We start from the raw sequence: 16,862 nt of genomic DNA, 5'->3' as shown, positions 1-16,862 counted from the left end.
ATGGACTCACTCGGATTTTTTGTTACAATAAGGTAAATATTTTAGATGTAAGGTGATGTTTGTGGATCGAGAAAAGTTAACTAAGGTGATTGAAGCAGCTAAATTATATTATTTATTAGATTATAACCAAAACGATATTGCTAAGCTTCTGGGGGTTTCACGGCCAACTGTTTCCCGATTATTACAGCAGGCGAAAAGCGAGGGCATTGTCCAGATTAGTATTATGGACCCTACAGAGGACGTTGCAAATTTAGCCATGCAGTTAGAAAAAAAGTTCAATTTGAAAAAAGCAGTTGTAGCCTCCATCCCGCAATACGAAAACCATATTATCAAGAATTACCTTGGGGAAAAGGCGGCCGTGTATCTTGATGAAATTGTTAAGGATGATGACATTATCGGTGTGACATGGGGAACGACACTATATCATATCGCTATCGAACTAAAGCAGAAATATGTGAAAAACGTCCATGTTGTTCAATTAAAAGGCGGTGTAAGTCATGCGGAAACGAACACGTACGCATCTGAAATATTGTACCTTTTCGGTAAAGCCTATAATACAACACCGCACAATCTTCCTTTGCCTGCGATTGTTGACCATGCTGTCGTGAAGCAGGCAATGGAGGCAGACCGCCATATTCGAAAGATATTAGAGCTGGGTGTCCAGGCAAATATCGCTTTGTTTACGATTGGTTCCATTAAAACGGACTCTTTATTGTTTCAATTAGGCTATTTTACAGAAAGTGACTTGGACTCTCTTTACGGAAAGGCGGTCGGCGATATTTGCTCGCGTTTCTTTGACCGACAAGGGGAAATATGTAACGAAAGCTTAAACGAACGGACGCTTGGCGTTAATTTAGAAAACCTCCGGCAGAAGGAGTACTCCATCTTAGTTGCGGGCGGACCGAATAAAATTGAAGGAATTTACGGCGCATTAAAGGGCGAGTATGCAAATGTGCTGATTACAGACCAATTTACAGCACAATTTTTACTTGATAAAAAGGACTAAAATTAAAAATTTTACATTTGTTCATAAATGTATTTACAAATGTTCAACTTATTTGTTATAGTTACTTTGTTGATAAATATCTTAGATACTTTTATATAAATACTTTATTAATTGGGGAGGATATTCACATGACACAAAATGTTGTTAACATGATTGATCATACATTATTAAAAGCTGATGCAACTCGAGGAGAGATTATCAAATTAGTCGAGGAAGCAAAAGAGTATTCCTTTGCATCTGTTTGTGTAAACCCTACTTGGGTAAAGACTGCAGCAGAAATGCTTGCTAATACTCCTGAGGTGAAAGTGTGTACGGTAATTGGTTTTCCTCTTGGGGCCGCAACTCCTGAAACAAAAGCATTTGAAACCAAAAATGCAATTGAAAATGGCGCAAACGAAATCGATATGGTAATTAACATTGCGGCACTTAAGGATAAAGAGAACGATTTGGTTGAAAGAGATATCCGAGCCGTAGTGGAAGCTGCAAAAGGAAAAGCTCTAGTAAAGGTAATCATTGAAACATGCCTTTTAACGAATGAAGAGAAAGTAAGAGCATGTGAGCTTTCGGTAAAAGCGGGGGCAGACTTTGTGAAGACTTCTACAGGCTTTTCAACAGGCGGTGCAACAGTTGAAGATATTCGCCTAATGCGCCAAACAGTCGGTCCTGAAATTGGTGTGAAGGCATCTGGTGGTGTCCGAAGCGGTGAAGACGCGCTTGCAATGGTGGAAGCTGGAGCAACGCGTATTGGTGCAAGTTCAGGTGTTTCAATAGCTAAAGGTGAGCTTTCTAATAGTAATTATTAATTTTATAAATGTGAGGTTAACTAGATGAAAGAAGTAATATTGGCATTAATTGCTGGATTAGTTGTTGGGATGTTGTTTAAGTTTTTAAAACTGCCATTGCCTGCACCTCCAGTATTTTCAGCAGTAGTAGGTGTTTTCGGCGTTTATTTTGGCGGCGTTCTCCTTGATTGGATTTTGAAGTTAGTTCAGCATTAAATTTCCGTGAAGAAAAGAGAAGCTAATCAACATTGATTAGGCTTCTCTTTTTTTTCGCTATTTCTTCAGAAGAATCGAAGTCTATATAAAAGCGCATATTATGTGTAGATAATACAAAAGGGATGATACCATGATTTATATCTATAATGATTATGGCGGGACACATACCACTTCATTAGCAGCGGCTTATCATTTGAAACAATTACCACAATCAGAACGGAAACTTAGTGCTGAAGAAATTTTAAATGTAAAATATTTTAATCAATTAACGAAAGAAGATTTTGGAAAGCTAATTTTACATGGGGTTGACGAGGATGGCCATTCGGTGTATACGATTGGACGGAAAAGGAATAAATATGTAGTTCCAGCATTAAAAGAAATGAGTTTATTATTACAGGAAAAATTTAAATTTGATGAAAAGATTGTCTTTTCCAATACATCGCCGACTGTTCCCTTTATAATGTCAATGGGGGGATTTTTTTCAAGAGGTTTGAAAATTGATTTTATCGGGGTACCGTTATTAGTCAAAGGAGCTAAACAATGCTGTGATAATGTTTATCGCTTAGTTCAAAATACGAAAGAAGTGGGGAGAACTACCTTCTCAGAAAATGTTATAGTATTGGAAAATAAAATGTATAAGTAAGAAGATAAGGTGCTGTGGATATGAATAAAACAATTGGATTTGTCGGAGCAGGAAAAATGGCGCAGGCTATGATAGAAGGAATTGTCAAATCAAACATTATACCTAAAGAGAATATCATCGTAAGTGCGATGACAGAAAAAACGCTCGGAAAAATAAAACACAACTATAATATTGTCACCACACGACATAACAAAGAGGTTGCCAGTGCTGCAGACATCCTTATTCTTGCAGTGAAACCCGACCTACATGAATTAATTATTGAAGAAATTAAAAGCGATATAAAACAAGAGGTAATTATTGTCACAATAGCGGCAGGGATATCCTTATTGGATATTGAGCGGGCATTTGGCACAAAGGTAAGAGTTGTTCGGACCATGCCAAACACGCCTTCTTTAGTCGGAGAAGGAATGACTGCCCTTTGCGCAAATGACTATCTAAGTGAAGAAGAGTTTGCGGAAGTGGAGCACCTGTTTACCGCCTTTGGGCAAACAGAGCGTCTCGAAGAAAAACTGATGGATGCTGTGCCATCCATCAGCGGGTCTTCCCCAGCCTATGTTTATCTATTAATTGAAGCAATGGCAGATGGGGGAGTGCGGCAGGGAATACCAAGGGAAAAGGCTTACCGGCTTGCAGCGCAGGCCGTATTAGGAGCTGCGAAAATGGTGCTTGAGACTGGAATACATCCTGGCGAACTTAAAGATCAAGTATGTACCCCGGGCGGTGCAACAATTGAAGCGGTGGCAGCCCTTGAAAGAAATCAATTTCGCGGAGCCGTCATGACCGCAATGGAGAGCTGTACAAAAAAAGTAACAACTTTACTTTAATTTATAGAGAAATGAAAAGAGGAAGTAACAAAAGGGTCTGCGTTTTTGTTACTTCCTCTTTCATATTAAAAAATTAAATTCAGAATAAAATAACAGATCGCTGCCAACAGTGCAGAAATAGGAAGGGTAATAACCCACGTGATCAGCATCCGCTGTGCAGTATCCCATTTAACACCTTTAATGCGGTGTGCCGAGCCCACCCCAAGTATACCAGAAGAAATAACATGGGTTGTACTTACTGGCATATGAATCAAGCTGGCGCCAAAAATAATTCCGGCCCCCGTTATATCAGCTGCCACTCCGTTAATTGGGCGTATTTTCATAATTTTTCCGCCAACCGTTTTAATAATCTTCCAGCCACCAATTGAGGTTCCGAGTCCCATCGCCAGAGCACAGGAGAATTGAACCCAGAAAGGTACACCTGCATCTTTGGGAAGATACTCATTAGCGATTAGGGCCAAGGTAATAATCCCCATTGATTTCTGGGCATCGTTTGTTCCGTGTGAATAGGATTGTAAGGCTGCTGTTGCGATTTGAATAAAGCGAAAATTACGATTCGTTTTCGTTAAATTGAAATTTTTAAAAACAACTTTAAAAATACTGTAAATAATATAACCAACGACAAATGCTAAAATAGGAGAAAGAATAAGAGCTTCAAGAATTTTTATAAACCCTTGGTAGTTAAGTACATTTAATCCTTTTGCTGCAATAGCCGCTCCAGCTATCGAACCGATTAGAGCATGGGAGGAACTACTTGGAATTCCGAAATACCAGGTGATTAAGTTCCAAGCAACAGCCGCAAGTAATGCGGCAAGAATAACAATCGACCCTGTATTGGTACCGCTGCTAGAAAGCGAGAACGGATCGACGATATCCTTTGAGATCGTTTTTGCAACACCAGTAAATGTCATAGCCCCAATAAAATTCATGATTGATGCTAACAAAATTGCGTGGCGTGGTTTTAATGCTTTTGTTGAAACTGAAGTAGCGATTGCATTGGCTGTATCATGGAAACCATTAATAAAGTCAAATGCAAGGGCACAAATTACAACTAATATTGTAAGTATTAATATAAGGCTCATTTTTTTGCTCCTTAGGCATTTTTCATGATAATGGTTTCAAGGGTATTTGCGACTGATTGGCAGTAGTCAGCAATATCTTCAAGAGTTTCGTAAATTTCCTTATATTGAATAATACGAATTGGATCTTTTTCAATTAAAAATAAATGTTTAATCGATTGTCGTAGGACATTATCGCATTTTGATTCGTAATCTTTAATTTTAATCGCATGTTCACGTATTTTCAGTAATTTTTTGTTTGATAGTAATTCAACGGCCTTGTCAATTTCATGAACACTGCCATTGATTGCCTCGACAAACTTCAACATAAATTCGTCTGCTTGGGTAATCGAGTACATTTCGAAAAGGGCTGCACAAGCTTCTAAACCATCAAGAACATCGTCCATGCTCATCGCTAAATGTAGGATGTCTTCACGCTCAATCGGAGTAATGAAGGTATCATTTAATTCCTTTATTACTTCATGAACATAGCTGTCACCCTTTGTCTCAAGCTCTTTCATTTTCTCAGAAAAAATTTTTAAATCACTGATATTTTTTAATTTGTATTCTGTAAAGAAATTTGCACTTTCTTTTAAGTTAGTGGAAATATTACTAAGCAATACCGAGAATTTGTCATTCTTTTTGAATGCCATTTGTGGAACCTCCATTTGTATATAAAATATGTATGACCTAAAATATTTTATCTGAAGAATGTCGAAAAAAGATATATCTTAATAAAAAATTTACATAAACTTAACATTAGAGTTCTCAGAATACTTGTATTGCTTGCAATACTTTTGTTTACTTTTCGCCCTGAATCATTAATTTATGTATTTAGCTTAATCTTAATAAGGTGAGATGATTCAAAAAAACGATTAGAAAATTATGAGTATAAAAGAGAAAATAGGGTATTTTAAAGGTATAGGCAGCAAGAAAAAACCTTTCCACTACTGCCTAAGGTTTTTGGTATATTAATGAATAAGTGAATGATGAATACTAAAAAGGAGTGTTCTAATATGAGCTTCATTTGGGCATTAATTGTCGGTGGAATTATTGGATGGTTAGCAGGGCTTATCGTCGGACGAAATATTCCGGGTGGCATTATTGGTAATATCATTGCAGGTTTTGTTGGTGCATGGCTCGGGACAGCCGTTTTAGGAAACTGGGGGCCGCACTTGGCTGACTTTGCAATTATTCCGGCAATCATCGGTGCCGCAGTACTGGTTCTCCTGTTAAGCTTCATAATGCGTGCATTTAGAAAAGCGGATTAAATATAAAATAGGAACTGGATTCAGAAAAGCGGATTAAATATAAAATAGGAACTGGATTCAGAAAAGCCTCCCCTTGGAGGCTTTTTCTATATTGTATATACATCAATCGTGTTAAAAATCTCTGGTAAATCTGTAAATGGTGCAAAGCATTCAATTTTCTCATTGGTAAATGGATGTATAAACTCAAGTTTTGCAGCATGAAGCGCCTGTCTTTTCACAAGTGGCTGCCCGCCATATAAAGTATCGCCAACTAATGGATGTCCAAGATGGCTCAAATGCACTCTAATTTGGTGTGTTCTCCCCGTCTCAAGCCAGCATTTTACATAGGAGCGTTGTTTGTTTTGATCTTCTTTAATCAGTTGAAAGTGGGTAACCGCCTGAGATCCAGACGCTGAAACCCTTCTCCTCGTTCCATGATGACGATCACTGCCAATTGGGGCATTGATAGTTCCTTTTCGTCGCTTTAATAGACCTTGTACCGCTGCAATATAGGTCCTTTTTATTTCCCGTTTTTCGAGCATTTTGTCTAAAATGGCACCAGCTAATGGATGTTTGGCGAACAGAATTGCCCCTGAAGTATCCCGGTCTAATCGATGGATTTGGCGAATATTTCTTAATTCTCCGCTTGCTTGCAAATAAAATGCAGCAGCATTAACAAGAGTGTCAGTCTCTGTTTTTGGGTCATTTGGATGAGTGTTCATAAATGGTGGTTTATTAATTACTAACACATGGTCGTCCTCATACAGGATGTCAATTTCAAAGAAATTTGGAATGACTTGAAGTGTTTCTTCCTCGAATAGTTGGATTTTCAACTTTGAACTGGCAGCCAGCGGCGAATTCCAATTAGCACGAACCCCATCTACTAGAACCTTTTCCTCCATCCTGAATGTATGAGTTAATTTTTTGGGAGCTTCCCAAACATGACGAAATAGCTCGTCAACTGTTTTGCCTTCCCATTCTTTAGGGACGACAATTTCAAACCACTCGCCCTTTCGTTTCGTTGTAAGCATTCATCACACATCCCCTAGTTTCTATTAATTACCACCGTGTATCCACAGTTAGTTATGTTATTCTTATCTATATAATACGACAGAAAATAGGGATGGCAAAGGTGGGTTACAAGTGAAAATAGTTTTTGCCTCGACACCAAGTCAAGCAGAAGAAATTAATGGATTGGTGAGGTATATTTATTCCAATATTTTTCCGAACTTCTTTAGTGATGAGGAAATCCGTCAGTTTGAAGATTTAAAGATTTTGCATCCTTTTGAAGATTTTAACACATTGAAAGATGCTTTTCAGGTGATGACGAGTATGCAAACGTTAATATCCATTCTCGAATCTTCTCCCCTGGCTGACCAATATGAAGCTGTATTTAATAAAAATGTGGCAACATTAAAGGAATTCGGCTTGTTTTTTCCATTTGAATTTGAACAATTTATAGAAGCAAAGTGTATGAAAAATCCGATGCTCAGCATTTACACAAGGGCTGACAATGAGTTGATAATATAGAATAACTTTCGCCTGTGTTTTTTACAGGCTTTTTTTTATTTCTTCTCTTAAACAGGGTGATTTTGAGGTATGATAGAATGTGAGCTGTTTCACTTGCCTGCAAAAATTGTCGGTTTATTTCTAGTGGATTTTAAAGGAGTTACGAACTAAAACTTAGAACAATATACAGGATATACAAATAGGAGGGGACCCCTTTGGATTGGAAAGTTGTTGCAAATAGTTGGAATGAATTTGTTGGATTGGATTCGGAATTAAAAAGTCAATTAGAAGAGATGAAAACGGATGAAAAGCAGTTAGAAGAGGCTTTTTATAAGAATCTTGAATTCGGTACGGGCGGTATGCGTGGTGAAATCGGCGTGGGTACAAACAGAATGAATATTTATACTGTCCGCAAGGCTTCCGCCGGCCTGGCAGCTTACATAGAAGAAAGTGGAATCGAAGCAAAGCGACGCGGTGTTGTCATCGCCTATGATTCACGTCATAAATCACCGGAATTTGCGTTGGAGGCGGCTAAGACACTAGCAACAAAAGGGATTCAAACCTATGTGTTTGACGAATTAAGGCCTACACCGGAATTATCCTTTGCCTTAAGATACTTACATGCGTTTTCAGGAATTGTTATTACGGCTAGTCATAATCCGCCGGAATATAATGGCTATAAGGTTTATGGTTCCGATGGCGGGCAGCTGACGCCTAATGCAGCAGATATTGTGATTTCTAAGGTAAATGAAATCGAGAATGAATTAGTCATTGAGGTAGACAGTGAAGAAAAGTTAAGAGGCTTAGGTTTAATTAAAACAATTGGTTCAGACATTGATCAAGTCTATATTGAAAAATTAAAGACCATCTCTCTGAATCCGAATCTTGCTAGAGAAACGGATATTAATATTGTCTTTACCCCATTACATGGAACGGCAAATAAACTTGTTCGTGCTGGTCTTGCCGAATTAGGCTATAACAATGTCACGGTCGTCAAAGAACAAGAACTTCCAGACCCGGAATTTTCAACAGTAAAAAGTCCAAACCCAGAAGAACATGCTGCCTTTGAATTAGCTATTCGCGACGGCAAAAAAGTCGGAGCCGACCTGTTAATTGCGACGGATCCTGATGCAGACCGCCTGGGTATTGCGGTCCTTAACCATGAGGGAGAATATGTGGTCCTAACAGGGAATCAAACTGGTGCGTTATTACTCGATTATCTTCTGTCCGAGAAACAGCAAAAAGGCACATTGCCAGCAAATGCAGTTGTGTTAAAGACAATCGTTACCTCCGAGATAGGAAGAATAATTGCGTCGGCCTATCAATTAGAAACGGTTGATGTATTAACAGGCTTTAAATTTATTGCAGAAAAAATTAAGGAATATGAAGCTAATGGTGACCATACTTTCCTGTTTGGTTATGAAGAGTCTTACGGCTACTTAATCGGCGACTTTGCCCGCGATAAGGATGCGATACAGGCTTCACTTTTAGCAACAGAAGTTTGTGCTTATTATAAAAAACAAGGCATGTCTCTTTATGAAGGGCTGATGCAAGTTTTTAATAAATATGGTTATTATCAGGAAGGCCTCCGTTCTTTAACCTTAAAAGGGATAGAAGGAGCAGAAATGATTCAACTTCTGTTAGCTTCCTTCCGAGCGGAGCCTTTCACCAGCCTGGGATCTTTCAAAACCGATGTAACAGAAGATTATTTAACAGGCATTCGGGTTACCAAGGATAAAGAGGAAAAAATTGATTTACCAAAATCGAATGTCTTAAAATATATTTTTGAAGACGGTTCATGGGTATGTCTAAGACCATCAGGAACAGAACCAAAAGTGAAATTTTACTTTGGGGTAAACAGTAACAGCTTGGAAGAGAGTAAAACCAAACTGAACTCAATAGAAAAAGCGTTTATGGAGTTTGTGGAACAAAAAATTGAAATCGTTCAAGAAAATAAGTAACAGCGTATTATACGCCGATTGGTGTGGCGAATAATGGTTCATTAAAACGGCTTCCAACAAGGGAAGCCGTTTTTTTTTGGTGGAATTCTTTGGCCCGGTTGTAAAAAATTTTCTCCACAAATTCAGTATCCACTTGTTTTTTCAGGAAAGACTATACATCGGTACTCCATTTCCATCAGGTTCAACGGTTTCGTTAGCATGGTCGATGTAACGAAGAAGATTATAAAGTTTCGTTTCAATCACAGTGTAGTCATGTTCAAAATTGTAAGCATGCAGGAATTGTTCGATTCTTTTCGATAAAAATTGGTCTTTTGTCCGTACCATTAAAATCAGTAAATTATCCCATTCGGATCGGTGCGTATAGTATAACGCCCGGTCGTAATCCATTTTATTCATTTGTTTTCTCTCCTCCTTATTAGGAGTTGAGATTATTGTATGATATTCTGCAGATAACTTTCACAGAAAATGTTGGACACTCAATGTTAGCGCTGTTTTCAACATTTACCTGTATAATTTAAGTGAAAAACGGAGGTATTATGGCGAAATTTTTATGTATTTTTCTGATAGTCTTCCTCCCGTTTGAAACAGTTTCACAAGCAAAAATTGTTAAAGCAAATAAACCATATTCATTTGAACTGATGGAACGCGACGTGAAAAAAATTCAAAAGAAATATAAAAGAACAGTGGAAGTAAAGTCAATTGGAACAACCCACTTTGGCAGCACCATCTGGGCGATAAAGCTTGGAAAAGGGGAGAAAAATATCATCATTATTGGTACCCATCACGGACGCGAATGGCTGACAAGTGCGCTTTTGATGAAAATGCTTGAATCATATGCTGATGCCTATCAAGCCAATGGTAAATTGGGGTTCAAAAACAGCGATATTTTAGATGATGTCTCAATTTGGTTTGTACCAATGCTAAATCCGGATGGTGTCGCAATACAACAAAATAATCTGCAAATTTTCCCAGACGAATATCATAAGTGTTTACTGCGCATGAATGGCGGAGTGAACAATTTTGAAGGATGGAAAGCTAATGGGGTGGGAATTGATTTAAATCGGCAATATCCGGCTGGCTGGGACGCTCTTGACCCGGAGCCAGCAGCCCCCTCCAGTAAATTTTATAAAGGGAAGAAACCTCTTGAAGCATTGGAGGTCATTGCCTTAACAAAATTTATCAAAGAAATAAACCCTTCGATTGCAGTGGCTTATCATACGGCGGGCAGGGAGATTTTCTGGAACTATAAAAACGGTAAATACCTAAAACGTGATCAGGGAATTGCTAAGAAAGTTTCAAAATTGACACACTATAAATTGGGAAGGCCAGCAAAAGAAGCCGTGGGAGGCGGATTTACTGATTGGTTTATCACTAGTTATCACCGTCCGGCAATGACGATTGAAATTAGCTATCTGGTTGGTGAAACGAATCCCCCCTTATCAGTATTTAAAACGGAGTGGAAACGTAATCGCTATGTAGGTCTATTACTTGCAGCAGAGGCGAAGAAGATTCCCTGATAATGCTTACAACATGGCTTAAGGAAAAATAGTCATAGTTTACATCATTCCCCTTCTTACTTCATACATTGTGATAAGAAGAAAAGGGGGAGTGGCTAATGAATGTGGAAGGACGAAAATCACTTGAATATGCCATTAATGAAATCACTGAAATAGCAACCGGCTTTGGTTTAGACTTTTATCCAATGCGTTATGAAATCTGTCCCGCTGAAATCATTTATACGTTCGGGGCCTATGGGATGCCGACCCGTTTTTCACATTGGAGCTTTGGGAAGCAATTCCACAAAATGAAACTCCACTATGATTTAGGGCTTAGCAAAATTTATGAGCTAGTTATTAACTCGAATCCTTGTTATGCCTTCTTATTAGATTCGAATTCGCTGATTCAAAATAAACTCATTGTGGCCCACGTATTAGCTCATTGTGATTTCTTCAAAAATAACGTCCGCTTTCAAAATACGAAACGGGATATGGTCGAAAGCATGGCGGCTACTGCTGAGCGAATCCATCATTATGAAATTCAATACGGTAAAAAGGAAGTAGAAACCTTCCTTGATGCTGTATTAGCGATTGATGAGCATATCGATCCTTCTCTAATGAGGCCTAAATTATCTTGGTCGATTGGCGATGATGAGGAGGAAGAAAATCAAGATTACCAAGCTGCAACACCATATGATGACCTTTGGAAGCTAGATGAAAAAGAAAAACAGGAGACTAATCAACCGCGGAAGAAGAAATTTCCACCACGGCCTGAAAAGGACTTATTGTTATTTATTGAAACCTACAGCAGGGAACTAGATGATTGGCAGAGAGACATTTTGACGATGATGCGGGAGGAAATGCTCTACTTTTGGCCCCAGCTTGAAACGAAAATCATGAACGAAGGCTGGGCTTCGTATTGGCATCAACGGATATTAAGGGAATTGGATTTAACGAGCGGAGAGGCAATTGAATTCGCCAAATTAAACGCTGGAGTTGTCCAGCCGTCAAAAACAGGAATCAACCCTTATTATCTTGGCATCAAAATCTTTGAGGATATTGAAGAACGGTATGATAATCCAACCGAAGAAATGAAGCGTCGAGGTGTTGAGCCCGGCTCAGGCAGGGAAAAAATGTTCGAGGTTCGCGAGGTTGAATCAGATATTTCTTTTTTAAGGAACTATTTAAATAAGGACCTCGTTATGCGCGAAGATATGTACCTCTTCCAAAAACAAGGCCGGGAATATAAAATCGTCGACAAAAAATGGGAGCAAATCCGCGACCAGCTTGTGAACATGCGGGTAAACGGCGGATTTCCATACATCACCGTCAATGATGGCGACTACATGAAAAACGGCGAACTTTACCTAAAGCACTGGTATGAAGGCGTGGAACTGGATGTGAAATATCTTGAAAAAGTGCTGCCATATATCCATCAGCTTTGGGGCAGACCAGTCCATATCGAAACGATGATAGAAGAAAGAAGAATGCTGTTTACCTATGACAGCAAAAGCGTCAATCGGAAATATTTATAACAAAAAGAGGATGTCCCTACAGGGTGGGCCCCCTGCTGTGACATCCTCTATTCTAATTTAGATGGCAGCCAATTCTTTTTCTAGTGCTTTTTCTACTGGTACGTAATCATACCCTAGATCTTTCGCTACCGCTTCGTAGGTGATTTCTCCACCCGCTACGTTAACGCCAAGTAATAAAGCAGCGTTTTCAGTGATGGCTTTGAAAACCCCTTTATTTGCGATTTGCAATGCGTACGGAACTGTAACATTTGTAAGTGCAATGGTTGATGTTCTTGGCACGGCACCTGGCATATTGGCTACAGAATAGTGGACAACCCCGTGTTTGACAAAGGTAGGGTTATCATGAGTGGTAATGTGATCGCATGTTTCAACAATTCCGCCTTGGTCGATAGCTACATCGACAATAACAGATCCTGGTTTCATTGTCTTAACCATTGCTTCCTTTACAAGCTTCGGGGCTTTAGCACCAGGGATCAATACAGCACCGATTAGCAGATCAGCTTCTGCCGCCGCTTCTGCGATGTTCATTGGATTAGACATCAATGTTTTGATTTGATTTCCGAAAATATCATCAAGCTGACGCAGTCGGTCAGCGCTAAGGTCAATAATGGTAACATCGGCACCTAAACCGATAGCCATTTTAGCGGCGTTTGTACCAACAATCCCACCGCCGATAATCGTTACTTTACCACGGTTAACCCCTGGAACACCTGCAAGCAATATTCCTTGGCCGCCATTATTTTTTTGCAAGAATTGGGCACCGATTTGGGCAGCCATCCTGCCAGCTACTTCACTCATTGGAGTTAAAAGTGGTAGAGTTTTGTTTACGGCCACTGTTTCATACGCAACAGCGATAACACCTTTTTCTTTTAAAGCTTGTGCAAGTGCAGGCTCAGCAGCAAGGTGTAAGTATGTAAATAGAATTAAGCCCGGACGGAAATATTGATACTCACTTGAAAGCGGCTCTTTTACTTTCATAATCATATCTGCTTTCGCCCAAACAGTTGCAGCGCTATCAATAATCTCTGCACCGGCATTTACATAATCATCGTCGGTGAAACCGCTTCCAATCCCGGCGTCTTTTTCAACTATTACTTTGTGACCGGCTGTCAAGAATGAAACGACACCAGCAGGCGTAAGGGCCACGCGATTTTCATTATTTTTAATTTCTTTAGGTATTCCAATAAACATGCTCATTCCTCCCCAAACTTTAAAATAATTTTGCTATGGCTAAAGTATATCACATTCTTATAGCATTTAATGAAGGATTTTCGTATTTTTCATTCTTGGTTAAAGAAAGCTCAGCCAAAAAGCTTAGATTTCTCTTTATTCCATATACTAAAACGGTATAAGTCAAGGAGGGCTGAATAGATGAAGAAAATTACCACAATAATATTTGCTGTTGCCTTATCACTTTCACTAGCCGTTATTAGTGCCTGCGCACAAACGGTGACAAGTCCAACCGCAAGTTTGGCAGAACAAAACACGATGTCCGTTCTCTGGTATCAAACATCAGGGGAAGCTAAAGCTTTATATTATCAGGGCTACAATTTAGGAAAAATGAGACTAGATGAAATCTTAAGTAAACGGGATAAGAATAAAGGGCCAAAACCAGCAATTGTTCTTGATTTGGACGAAACGGTGATCGATAATAGCCCGCTTTTTGCCGGGAAAATAGTATCAAGGGAGAAGTATCCGTTAAATTGGAGTAAATGGGAGGACAGGGCAGCAGCAAAACCACTGCCGGGTGCATTAGAATTTCTAAACTATGCCGATTCAAAGGGTGTTGCTATTTTCTACATTACCAACCGAAAAGAAGCAAAAAAAGCAATCACCATTAAAAATTTGCAGGCTATCGGTGTACCACAGGCCGCTTCCGATCATGTGTTTTTAAAACAAAAAGGGGAAAGAGGGAAAGAAAACAGGCGGCTGCAAGTAGCTAAAACCCATGAAATAGTGCTATTGTTTGGCGATAATTTAGGGGATTTTAGTGGATTTGACGAGTTATCGGCTGCTGGAAGGATAGAAGCTGTAAATAAACACAAAGAAGAATTCGGTAGAAAACTAATTGTGTTTCCTAACCCAATGTATGGGGATTGGGAAGGGGCAATCTACAATCACGACTCGAGTATATCTATAAATGAAAGATTGAAGCTTAGAAAAGAAAGCTTACAGCCATTTCAACCATAAGGAAAACCATACTGCCGCCAAACATTTGGCAGGCAGTATTTTTTGTAAAAGAATATTTCTTCCTCAATACCATATTTTTCGTTGGACGGAATAAAAGAATCCGAGTATAGTAGTTAACATCAGTTTTGGGCTTAGGAGGACTACTATGTTTGGTATCTCATTACCGCAGTCATTTTTACAGATGAATACCATTTTTATCTCTATCCTTATTGAAGCATTACCATTTGTGACACTCGGGGTGTTAATCTCGGGAATCATTCAAATATTTGTGACCGAAGAAATGATTGCGAAGATTATGCCGAAAAATAAAGTACTTGCAGTAATTTTTGCGAGTTTCTTAGGAATATTATTTCCATCCTGTGAATGTGGGATTGTCCCGATTGTCAGCCGGCTTGTTGCAAAAGGAGTGCCGATTTCTGCAGGGATTGCCTTTATGCTAACAGCGCCAATCATCAATCCGGTGGTTTTATTTGCTACTTATATTGCCTTCGGCAGCGATTGGAAAATGCCAATCTTCCGCTCCATTGGGGCGCTTGTTGTGGCCTTTGCTGTAGGAATTTTGATTGCCTATCGCTATAAGGGAAATCCGTTTAAAGAATCACATCATAACCACCATCATGATGAAAAGACAACTGTCATGCGAAAAATTTGGCAGACACTTGAACATGCCGTTGAGGAGTTTTTCTCAATGGGGAAATATTTAGTGATTGGTTCACTAATTGCAGCTGCTGTCCAAACTTACGTAAAAACGACAACTCTTGTCGCTATCGGTCAGGGCCCTGTATCATCTTCCTTAGTTATGATGACTTTATCCTTTATTCTTTCTCTTTGTTCCGAAGCGGACGCTTTTATTGCTTCCTCCTTTAGAACTACGTTTTCAACCGGTTCATTATTAGCGTTTTTAGTATTTGGCCCAATGGTCGATATTAAGAATTTAATGATGATGCTGGCAACATTTAAAAAACGACTCGTATTTATGATTGTTTCTGCGGTGTTTGCCGTTGTCTTTGTTTACTCGTTGTTGTTTTAGGAGGGGTTAGCTTGATAAGGAGTTTAATTTTAATTGGCTTTACCTACTTAATCTTTCAATTGCACCTTAGTGGAGATATTTCAAAATATATTAATATGAAGTATTCCTACCTGTCAGCGACAGCCGGTTATGCGTTATTAGTCTTAACGATTGTCCAAATTTTGTTGATAAACAAGGATCATTCAAAAGATGCCGGCTGTGAACATGATCATTGCGGACACAATCATTCTAAAGAAGACAAGTGGTACAAAAAGCTTCTAGTTTATCCAATTTTTGCCTTTCCGATTATCTCTGGGTTATTTTTCCCGATTGCTACACTTGATTCAAATATTGTCAAGGCAAAAGGTTTCCATTTTCCCATTTATGATGAGGGCAAAGGGGATCCGTTTATGCAACAGCAATTCCTGCGTCCTGATACAAGTGTTTACTATGGAAAAGATGAATACGACGCCCGTATGAAAACCGAAAAGAAAAAATATATTGATCAAAAAACGATTATCTTAAACGATAAAAATTATTTAAATGGGATGGAAACGATATATAATTTTCCAGGGGATTTCTTAGGAAAAGATATCGAGTTTAAGGGCTTTGTTTTTAACGATGCTGAGACGATAGATAAAAATCAGCTCTTCGTATTCCGTTTTGGCATCATTCATTGTATTGCTGATTCCGGTGTCTTCGGAATGCTTGTAGACATGCCGGATGGAACGAAGCTGGGGAACGACGAGTGGATTACCGTAAAAGGGAAAATATCGACGATTTATTATCAACCCTTCAAAACAAACATACCGATATTAAAAGTAGAAAAGTGGACAAAAACAGCTGCTCCTAAGGATCAGTATGTGTATAAAGGTTATTAAAAAAGACGCCATGGATGGCGTCTTTTTTTGAATACTAACAAATATTTCCTGTGGATTACTGTTTAACATTTTTAATAATGTTGATTGCAAAAAGAATAATCCCTAAAACCATTAATGTACCGCCTGTAGCAACTGCAGGCTCTGCTTTTTCTGTCCCAGATACTAAGAATGCAAGTCCGATCATCATAATTGGCAGCGAAATATTATGCAGCCAGAAGTGAACCTTGGCTAATGTCGTTTTTGCTGCACTTGGAAACGCTACATAGATAAGACCAGCCATTCCCATTGACATCCATCCTAATAAATTAATATGAACGTGGACAGGAGTGAAGGTGAATTTTTGCGTCATTGACATATACATCCCAATGCAAACCCCGATGACAAAATAGACAACAGAGATTTTAATGAATTTGATCCCCATCTTCCATCCTCCTTTTTCATATAAAAATAATGACTACAGTAGTAAATATGTAGGATTATTTTGAAAAAGAACTTTGAATTA

At 38.8% G+C, this 16,862-nt stretch carries 19 protein-coding genes; 13 read left to right on the top strand and 6 right to left on the bottom strand.

Annotation, left to right across the window (positions count from 1 at the left end; translation table 11 throughout):
• Positions 1-55: 55 nt before the first annotated feature.
• The 5 genes from ACIQCO_RS11120 (at position 56) to proC (ending at position 3,471) form a co-directional block, all read left to right on the top strand.
• Positions 56-1,006: a DNA-binding transcriptional repressor DeoR gene (locus tag ACIQCO_RS11120; protein WP_400428469.1), complete on the top strand. Its 951-nt coding sequence runs from the start codon at positions 56-58 to the stop codon at positions 1,004-1,006.
• Positions 1,007-1,134: 128 nt separating this feature from the next.
• Positions 1,135-1,809, top strand: a complete 675-nt coding sequence (deoC, locus tag ACIQCO_RS11115) for a deoxyribose-phosphate aldolase (RefSeq protein WP_400428467.1) — start codon at positions 1,135-1,137, stop codon at positions 1,807-1,809.
• 24 nt (positions 1,810-1,833) lie between these two features.
• Positions 1,834-2,004, top strand: a complete 171-nt coding sequence (locus ACIQCO_RS11110; protein WP_400428465.1) for a XapX domain-containing protein — start codon at positions 1,834-1,836, stop codon at positions 2,002-2,004.
• 130 nt (positions 2,005-2,134) lie between these two features.
• On the top strand, positions 2,135-2,647 hold the full coding sequence (locus ACIQCO_RS11105) for a DUF3189 family protein (protein ID WP_400428463.1): 513 nt from the start codon (positions 2,135-2,137) through the stop codon (positions 2,645-2,647).
• 20 nt (positions 2,648-2,667) lie between these two features.
• A complete protein-coding gene (gene proC / locus ACIQCO_RS11100; RefSeq protein WP_400428461.1) occupies positions 2,668-3,471 on the top strand; it encodes a pyrroline-5-carboxylate reductase in 804 nt (267 codons plus the stop codon).
• A gap of 65 nt (positions 3,472-3,536) precedes the next feature.
• On the opposite strand, the gene ACIQCO_RS11095 is transcribed toward proC, so the two are convergent.
• Both ACIQCO_RS11095 and ACIQCO_RS11090 read right to left on the bottom strand, forming a co-directional pair.
• The gene (locus ACIQCO_RS11095) at positions 3,537-4,553 is read right to left on the bottom strand and encodes an inorganic phosphate transporter (RefSeq protein WP_400428459.1); all 1,017 of its coding nucleotides are present in this window, start codon (positions 4,551-4,553) and stop codon (positions 3,537-3,539) included.
• Positions 4,554-4,564: 11 nt separating this feature from the next.
• The gene (locus ACIQCO_RS11090; protein ID WP_400428458.1) at positions 4,565-5,182 is read right to left on the bottom strand and encodes a DUF47 domain-containing protein; all 618 of its coding nucleotides are present in this window, start codon (positions 5,180-5,182) and stop codon (positions 4,565-4,567) included.
• Positions 5,183-5,545: 363 nt separating this feature from the next.
• Here ACIQCO_RS11090 and ACIQCO_RS11085 point away from each other — a divergent pair, with 363 nt between their 5' ends.
• A complete protein-coding gene (locus tag ACIQCO_RS11085) occupies positions 5,546-5,800 on the top strand; it encodes a GlsB/YeaQ/YmgE family stress response membrane protein (RefSeq protein WP_066083990.1) in 255 nt (84 codons plus the stop codon).
• 86 nt (positions 5,801-5,886) lie between these two features.
• On the opposite strand, the gene ACIQCO_RS11080 is transcribed toward ACIQCO_RS11085, so the two are convergent.
• Positions 5,887-6,810 carry an RluA family pseudouridine synthase gene (locus ACIQCO_RS11080; RefSeq protein WP_400428456.1) on the bottom strand — a complete coding sequence of 308 codons (924 nt, stop codon included), beginning with the start codon at positions 6,808-6,810 and terminating at the stop codon, positions 5,887-5,889.
• A gap of 112 nt (positions 6,811-6,922) precedes the next feature.
• Here ACIQCO_RS11080 and ACIQCO_RS11075 point away from each other — a divergent pair, with 112 nt between their 5' ends.
• Positions 6,923-7,309, top strand: a complete 387-nt coding sequence (locus ACIQCO_RS11075) for a YhcU family protein (RefSeq protein ID WP_400428455.1) — start codon at positions 6,923-6,925, stop codon at positions 7,307-7,309.
• A gap of 194 nt (positions 7,310-7,503) precedes the next feature.
• Positions 7,504-9,249 carry a phospho-sugar mutase gene (locus ACIQCO_RS11070; RefSeq protein ID WP_400428453.1) on the top strand — a complete coding sequence of 582 codons (1,746 nt, stop codon included), beginning with the start codon at positions 7,504-7,506 and terminating at the stop codon, positions 9,247-9,249.
• Between the two features lie 141 nt (positions 9,250-9,390).
• Here ACIQCO_RS11070 and ACIQCO_RS11065 read toward each other — a convergent pair whose 3' ends face one another.
• Positions 9,391-9,645, bottom strand: a complete 255-nt coding sequence (locus tag ACIQCO_RS11065) for a YhdB family protein (RefSeq protein ID WP_400428451.1) — start codon at positions 9,643-9,645, stop codon at positions 9,391-9,393.
• A gap of 140 nt (positions 9,646-9,785) precedes the next feature.
• Here ACIQCO_RS11065 and ACIQCO_RS11060 point away from each other — a divergent pair, with 140 nt between their 5' ends.
• Together ACIQCO_RS11060 and ACIQCO_RS11055 are read left to right on the top strand one after the other, a co-directional pair.
• Entirely contained in the window at positions 9,786-10,766 is a 981-nt protein-coding gene (locus tag ACIQCO_RS11060) for a M14 family zinc carboxypeptidase (protein ID WP_400428450.1), read from the top strand.
• A gap of 98 nt (positions 10,767-10,864) precedes the next feature.
• Positions 10,865-12,280: a SpoVR family protein gene (locus ACIQCO_RS11055; RefSeq protein WP_400428449.1), complete on the top strand. Its 1,416-nt coding sequence runs from the start codon at positions 10,865-10,867 to the stop codon at positions 12,278-12,280.
• Between the two features lie 57 nt (positions 12,281-12,337).
• Here ACIQCO_RS11055 and ald read toward each other — a convergent pair whose 3' ends face one another.
• The gene (ald, locus tag ACIQCO_RS11050) at positions 12,338-13,471 is read right to left on the bottom strand and encodes an alanine dehydrogenase (RefSeq protein ID WP_400428448.1); all 1,134 of its coding nucleotides are present in this window, start codon (positions 13,469-13,471) and stop codon (positions 12,338-12,340) included.
• Positions 13,472-13,651: 180 nt separating this feature from the next.
• Between ald and ACIQCO_RS11045 the strand changes: the two genes are divergently transcribed.
• From ACIQCO_RS11045 to ACIQCO_RS11035, 3 genes are all read left to right on the top strand, one after another.
• Positions 13,652-14,470, top strand: coding sequence for a 5'-nucleotidase, lipoprotein e(P4) family (locus ACIQCO_RS11045; protein WP_400428446.1), 819 nt, complete (start codon positions 13,652-13,654; stop codon positions 14,468-14,470).
• A gap of 145 nt (positions 14,471-14,615) precedes the next feature.
• A complete protein-coding gene (locus tag ACIQCO_RS11040) occupies positions 14,616-15,500 on the top strand; it encodes a permease (RefSeq protein ID WP_400428444.1) in 885 nt (294 codons plus the stop codon).
• A gap of 11 nt (positions 15,501-15,511) precedes the next feature.
• Positions 15,512-16,360, top strand: a complete 849-nt coding sequence (locus ACIQCO_RS11035; RefSeq protein WP_400428442.1) for a TIGR03943 family putative permease subunit — start codon at positions 15,512-15,514, stop codon at positions 16,358-16,360.
• Positions 16,361-16,415: 55 nt separating this feature from the next.
• Here ACIQCO_RS11035 and ACIQCO_RS11030 read toward each other — a convergent pair whose 3' ends face one another.
• Positions 16,416-16,781, bottom strand: a complete 366-nt coding sequence (locus ACIQCO_RS11030; protein ID WP_400428441.1) for a cytochrome-c oxidase — start codon at positions 16,779-16,781, stop codon at positions 16,416-16,418.
• Positions 16,782-16,862 lie beyond the last annotated feature (81 nt).

Source organism: Neobacillus sp. NPDC093127 (assembly GCF_044754175.1).
Classification (GTDB): Bacteria; Bacillota; Bacilli; order Bacillales; family Cytobacillaceae; genus Neobacillus.
Note: the sequence above shows the minus strand (reverse complement) of the source record. Positions and strands in the feature narration are given on the sequence as shown.